The sequence below is a fragment of the uncultured Roseobacter sp. genome, assembly GCF_947501835.1.
Classification (GTDB): domain Bacteria; phylum Pseudomonadota; class Alphaproteobacteria; order Rhodobacterales; family Rhodobacteraceae; genus Roseobacter.
In genome coordinates, this window is sequence record NZ_CANMXR010000043.1 from 1 (window position 1) to 5,583 (window position 5,583).

Below are 5,583 nucleotides of genomic sequence, written 5' to 3' on the forward strand. Positions count from 1 at the left end.
CCTCCCCCAATCTACAATAGCGAGTGAATCAAAGGACTTGCTTCAAAGCAACAAGACTTCTTCAACAAAATAAGCCCCAAAGTCACCGATGCTGCGCATCGTATCAATGTCTGTCCTTCAAGACTAACAGCGCGTTTTTGTCTCGCTATTTACCGATCCGGCGATGATTGCTAATATGTGACTTAGCTGGTTGCGACCTACTGCTCGAAATTCGCTTCGTAGTTCCGAAACGGCCTTCCCCCAAAATGGAGACTTGGCATGCGCCAACCAAATCTGCCTGCTGGCGGCACCTGCCGCTGTTCCGCGACCCAATTTGAAATCCTGGCCCCCCCTCTAATGACACTTGCTTGTCATTGTGTGGATTGCCAAAGGATGTGCGCCAGTGCGTTTTCGTTGGGGGCGATGATCCCGGCGGACGGCTTCAAGATTATGAAAGGTACACCGGTTGCAAGACCGTTGCCCGGCTCGCCGCGGCATCATTTCTTTTGTCCTATCTGTATGACTTTGATGTTTACCAAAGTCGAAGGGGCTGAGGCGCGGGTGAACGTGCGCGCGACGCTTTGTCGGGACAGTTCTTGGCTCAAGCCCTTTATCGAGATCATGACCAAAGACAAGCTGCCTTGGGCTGTTACCCCTGCCATTCACAGCTATGATGCTTTCCCGTCACCAGCGGAATTCAAGAGACTTCTTGCTGAATTTGCAGGCTGGAGTGACATCAGCTAAGACGACTTTCTGCTTGGCAATTCCCGAACGCCTGTTAGACCGGTGGATAGGGCCATTTTTCGTCGGGACGCCTGTTCTGAAAGCAGTCGTTGGCGAAGGCGCACCGAATTGGCGCTTTGTCCCGCGGACCAGACCTTCGTGCCAGTCGGGGTCGATGGCAGCTATGCGGACGAAGCGGACATCCACCAGAAAGTCATAAACGTCTGCTTTTCTGATGTAACCTTTGCGACCTTAACTGATGGCCGCTAAAATCGGCGCAATTAGCAAGCAAAACCAATGAAAGTCGCTAGAGAATCCTTCCTGCCGACATAAGAAACTAGCAGGCGCTGAGTGTCCGCCTTCGAGAGAAAAACATGGACCTGTTCCGAATAATTCTTTTTATCGTTCCGCACCTCATCTGGACGAATGCGTCGCTGGCCCAGGACACGCTGTCTCTCGAAAGCCTCCAGCCAAAGGTTGAGAAGGCTCGCGCTGCGGTAAAGGTGATAGCCCAAGAGATCAAAGCTGACCTCGTCGCTCTGATACCATCCGCTCCTGGCTGGAAGTGCGGGGAAAGCAACAGGTCTTCGACGACTGATGTTTTCGAGCTCATTCCGAGCGTTCATGTCCACTGCGAGCATGAAGAGCAGTCGCTCGATGCTCATTTGTTTGTCGATCCGTCGACTTCCACTCTTTTCTGTAGGTCGATTGCCCGTGATCAACAAGGCATCGAAGAGGGTAGGATCAACCCCAATCTGTTCCGGTTTTTTGAAGGCGAGGCATGGCAAGTAAAGCGAGCGGGAGTGAGTCTTCAGGGTTGCGCGTCTGAGGTACTTGCATTCACCGCTGATGGAAATCGGTCTGAATCCTCAATCCCAAACGGGCCAGCTTCAATAGATGCATTTGCGCAGGCCCTTTTGTTTTCCCAGCCCGAGGAAGTTGTAGCTCAAGCGCCTGAACACGCGGACGCAATCAATGAGCTTTTGGCGCTTCTTGACGATCAATCGCGACAATTCTCCAACATGATTGAGACATCGTCGAACGCTGAAATGGAGGTTGTTCGGCCTTCCGATGCTTTGCGTATGGGGATGACTCTGCCCATGGCGCTCAGCTTTAGTCCAAGTGCAAGCGCCACCTTGGAAATTGACGGTTGTAGATTGATCGTCGAAATATCGGCATCGCCTGTCGGACTTCATGAGGCAAAGAACACTGGTCTTCGTTGGGCATCGCCGAGATCAGCAGACGGCACTGTGCGCGGCGCATACGTCACTCGCAATACAGAGCGCTTGAAAGGCCTTGCGAGGCAGAGTGGAACAAGTATCGAAGTTCTCGTGGATGACCTGGTACTTGTGAGAGTTGTGACACCGGGCAACCGTATTTGCGCCAGCGATCCGGATATCGTTCGTAGGACGTTCGATGAAATACTTGTAAAGAATCCGTCGACCGTTGTGATGCCTTAGCGCAGATACTGTGGGTCGACGGAAATCAGAGTTCTGCCATGCAGTCCGCAACGCAAGCGACTGAGCACTTTCTTACAGCCGACATTCGCGCTCTATGCAGCATTGGTCAATTTGGGCTCTCAGTCAGGTTTCGCCGCGATGGACACGAACGGCTGCAAACCCTAATCCGGCTTAAAATACCATTCCGCCATCTTCTGCAATCGACCCCACTTTAATGGGCGGGTCACTTTGCATCCCGCAAATTGGTTAGGTCTGAAGATCTGATTGCATCGAGGTTTCTCGTGATTTTCCCAACAGACCAGTCCCACCAAGCAATGCGCTCTAGTTCCAAGATGATATCCGGGTCAAAACGATAGCGGATCAATCTCGCTGGATTACCGACAACGATGGCAAAGGGCGGCACGTCTTTCGACACAACCGCGCCAGTTCCGATGACTGCGCCACTACCGACAGTGATGCCGGGTAGGATGGTTGCCCTGTTTCCGATCCATACATCGTGGCCAATGATCGTGTCGCCACGCGACTGCGGCAGGTGCTGCGCCGAATCGAAGCCGGGTTTCCATGCCTCCGCCATTTCATCAAACGGATAGCCGGAGAAGATATCGAGCCGATGGTTCGCCCCGCTCATGAAGAAGCGCACACCCGCCGCAACGGCACAGAACCGGCCAATGATCAGCCGATCACCATGGGGCTCATAGTGTTGAAGAAAACAGCGTTGTTCGAACAACTCTGGCCCAGCCGGATCATTGTAGTAGGTGAAGTCACCAACTTCGATGAATGGGTTCGTGACGACATTGCGCAGAAAGACCGTGGTTCTGTCGTCAGAGATTGGAAAACGGAGCATCGGGTTTGGTTGTTGCATCATGCTTCCATTCGAGGCCAGGACCACCCTGAGAGCTGGTGGTCCGATCCAAATGTTGGCACCTGCATGGTAGCCGAAGCGTCAGCTTAACGCTTGTCGAATTTTAGCCGCGTCATATGCGAACCTCAACTTAAAGCGCGCGCTGCCTCTCTGAACGCCGCCAGAAAGATTTCAACACTTTCGCGGGCGTGTTTTGTGAGGGCCCGTTCTGAAGGTATCGCAGTGTCGCCCAGAAGCATTGCAGCGTTAGTCGGCCCGCCCATGACGAGCCAGTTAAAGTGCGTCGCCGCCGTGTACGGGTCAGTCTCTCGTAGTTCACCGAGGCGGCTGTAATGCGCGATGGCCTTTGCAATGCGCCTGATCGAGCGCTGAGGCCCGTTTTCGTAGAGCGACTTGCCCAGTTCGGGGAAGCGTTCAACTTCACCAATGACCATCCGGCGCAGTCGCATCAGCCGCGGCGTCATGACGATGGAAAGCTGATCAATAGCGGCGTTGGTCAGGAAATCCTCCACCGAAGTTCCCTCAAAGTCGTCCTCAACGTCCTCGCCAATGTCATGGGCAGCGCCACCGGTCATTTGTTCAACGACCTGGATGAACAGCGCTTCCTTCGATTTGAAACGAGCATAGACCGTTTGTTTGGAGACGCCCGCCTGCTCGGCGACAGCATCCATGTTTGTGCCAACAAAACCGTTGCGCAAAAAGACATCTTCCGCTGCCGTCAAAATCTTGATCTGGCTGCGTTTGATGCGTGTTTCTGCGCCGTTCGACATGCCGGTGATCCCTTGGGTTATCGACACCATACACCAAATCCTTGACTGATCAAACTGGACGGTCCAGTCTAATTAATGAAGAATCGGAGGATCATGCCATGCAAATGGCCAATCTTAGCTGTCGCTGCGGAGAGGTTAAATTGACGGTCGAAGGGCCACATATCGCATCCGTGGAGTGCCTCTGTTCGAGTTGTCAAACAGCCGCCCAGACATTGGAGGCGCTGCCGGGTGCGGCCCCTGTTCTGGATAACAAAGGTGCCACCCCATTCGTCATGCATCGAAAGGATCGTATCGCGATTGTCGCGGGTCAGGACAATTTGAAAGCACACCGGCTTTCGGATGATGCAGGCACCCGCCGTGTCGTTGCCACCTGCTGTAACACGCCAGTGTTCATGGAGCTGAAGGATGGGCACTGGCTCAGCCTATATGCCGCGCTTTGGCCCGAGGCGGACCGGCCCGCCATTGAGATGCGCACGATGACGGGTACGCGCAAGGACCTCCCAACTGACGTGCCCAACCTGAAAACCCATTCTCTCGCCTTCTACGGACGACTGTTCGGCGCTTGGGCAAGGATGGGATTTCGGAATCCCCAAATTGCTGACAATGGAGAGCTGCATGCCGGACAGTGACGACAAGATCGAGATTGAGAGTATCACGTCGCCCGGTCGAACCGAGCGCGTCAATCGTGCCAAATACACCGCGATGCGAGAGGCATTGCTGCCGGTGCTTCCTACCGCAGCACCTGGAATGACTGTAGCCGACGCGAAAACCGCACTGCTAAAGAGCTTGTCTCAGGAGTTTTTCCCCGGCGGGGAGAAAGCAGGGTGGTGGCTCAAGGCGGTGCAACTCGACCTCGAGGCAAAAGGCGTTATCGTCCGAGGTGGGACCAAGCCTTTGCGGCTCTATAAGGTCGCATCACAATAACAGTGGAGTGTTTTGATTATGACATGGAAGCCTGACAATTATTCCAGTGTCAGCCCGTACTTGATGGTGCGTGACGCTGAAACAACGCTTCGCTTTTTGGAAACAGTATTTGATGCGACGCGGCTGCGGGTGCATCAAAGGGAAAACGGCTCAGGTGTGGAACATGCTGAAGCTCGGATCGATGGCAACGTCATCATGATGGGTGAGGTGCCAGAAGCAGCTGAGGCACATGTGCATGTTTACGTGCCGGATGCAGAAGCTGCCTTTGAACGGGCGCTGTCAACCGGTGGAACAATCGTGCAAGAGCTGCGTCGATCAGGCGACGGTGACCATCGTGGCGGTATAGCCGATGGCAACGGCATCGTATGGTGGATTTCGACCCAGGAAGAGTATCGGCATTGATCCCGTGAGGTGGAGCGACGTTGTTGAATTGGCATTGAAATGGCCCGAAGTCAGCGAAGCCGTTTCCTATGGCGAGCCATCGCTGAAAACACGCAAGCGACTTCTCACGCGGCGTCGCGTGGACGATGATAGTCTGGTTTTACTGGATGTCCCTGCCGAGGAACGCGACCACCTCATTGAGATAATGCCGGACGTTTTCTTCATTGAGCCGCACTACGCGAGCCATGACATAGTACTAGCGAAGCTGGCAAACATCCCGAACGATATCCTTGAGCGGCTACTCAAACGTAGGTGGCGAAGTTCTGCGAGCAAACGTGCGCTCAAAGCATTTGACGATGCCCAGCTCTAGGAACCAGACATTCGCTGCGTAGCAGAAACGAGGCAAGTTTGGGCTTATTTTGTTGAAGAAGTCGCTTTGATTTGGGAGGATGGCCGCCTCGCTGCGTTGGTCGCGGGCTTATTG

Annotated in this window: 8 protein-coding genes; 6 read left to right on the plus strand and 2 right to left on the minus strand. The window is 54.1% G+C overall.

Annotated features, from left to right (window positions below; genetic code table 11):
* Window positions 1-258 precede the first annotated feature (258 nt).
* Entirely contained in the window at window positions 259-723 is a 465-nt protein-coding gene (locus Q1A20_RS25870; RefSeq protein WP_299410593.1) for a GFA family protein, read from the plus strand.
* Between the two features lie 353 nt (window positions 724-1,076).
* Window positions 1,077-2,162, plus strand: coding sequence for a hypothetical protein (locus Q1A20_RS25875; RefSeq protein ID WP_299919664.1), 1,086 nt, complete (start codon window positions 1,077-1,079; stop codon window positions 2,160-2,162).
* 223 nt (window positions 2,163-2,385) lie between these two features.
* Here the strand turns inward: Q1A20_RS25875 and Q1A20_RS25880 are convergent, their stop codons facing one another.
* Both Q1A20_RS25880 and Q1A20_RS25885 read right to left on the minus strand, forming a co-directional pair.
* The gene (locus Q1A20_RS25880) at window positions 2,386-3,027 is read right to left on the minus strand and encodes a CatB-related O-acetyltransferase (RefSeq protein WP_299919667.1); all 642 of its coding nucleotides are present in this window, start codon (window positions 3,025-3,027) and stop codon (window positions 2,386-2,388) included.
* Window positions 3,028-3,149: 122 nt separating this feature from the next.
* Entirely contained in the window at window positions 3,150-3,824 is a 675-nt protein-coding gene (locus Q1A20_RS25885; protein ID WP_299919671.1) for a TetR/AcrR family transcriptional regulator, read from the minus strand.
* Window positions 3,825-3,898: 74 nt separating this feature from the next.
* Between Q1A20_RS25885 and Q1A20_RS25890 the strand changes: the two genes are divergently transcribed.
* The 4 genes from Q1A20_RS25890 to Q1A20_RS25905 are packed head-to-tail and all read left to right on the plus strand — an operon-like array spanning window position 3,899 to window position 5,469.
* Window positions 3,899-4,423 (plus strand): GFA family protein, encoded by a 525-nt coding sequence (locus tag Q1A20_RS25890; protein WP_299919682.1) that lies wholly within the window; start codon window positions 3,899-3,901, stop codon window positions 4,421-4,423.
* On the plus strand, window positions 4,410-4,718 hold the full coding sequence (locus tag Q1A20_RS25895) for a hypothetical protein (protein WP_299919674.1): 309 nt from the start codon (window positions 4,410-4,412) through the stop codon (window positions 4,716-4,718). The genes Q1A20_RS25890 and Q1A20_RS25895 overlap by 14 nt, the downstream gene beginning before the upstream one ends.
* Window positions 4,719-4,736: 18 nt before the next feature.
* Entirely contained in the window at window positions 4,737-5,120 is a 384-nt protein-coding gene (locus Q1A20_RS25900; protein ID WP_299919677.1) for a glyoxalase/bleomycin resistance/extradiol dioxygenase family protein, read from the plus strand.
* A 34-nt stretch (window positions 5,121-5,154) separates the two neighbouring features.
* The gene (locus Q1A20_RS25905) at window positions 5,155-5,469 is read left to right on the plus strand and encodes a hypothetical protein (protein ID WP_299919679.1); all 315 of its coding nucleotides are present in this window, start codon (window positions 5,155-5,157) and stop codon (window positions 5,467-5,469) included.
* Window positions 5,470-5,583: the final 114 nt, after the last annotated feature.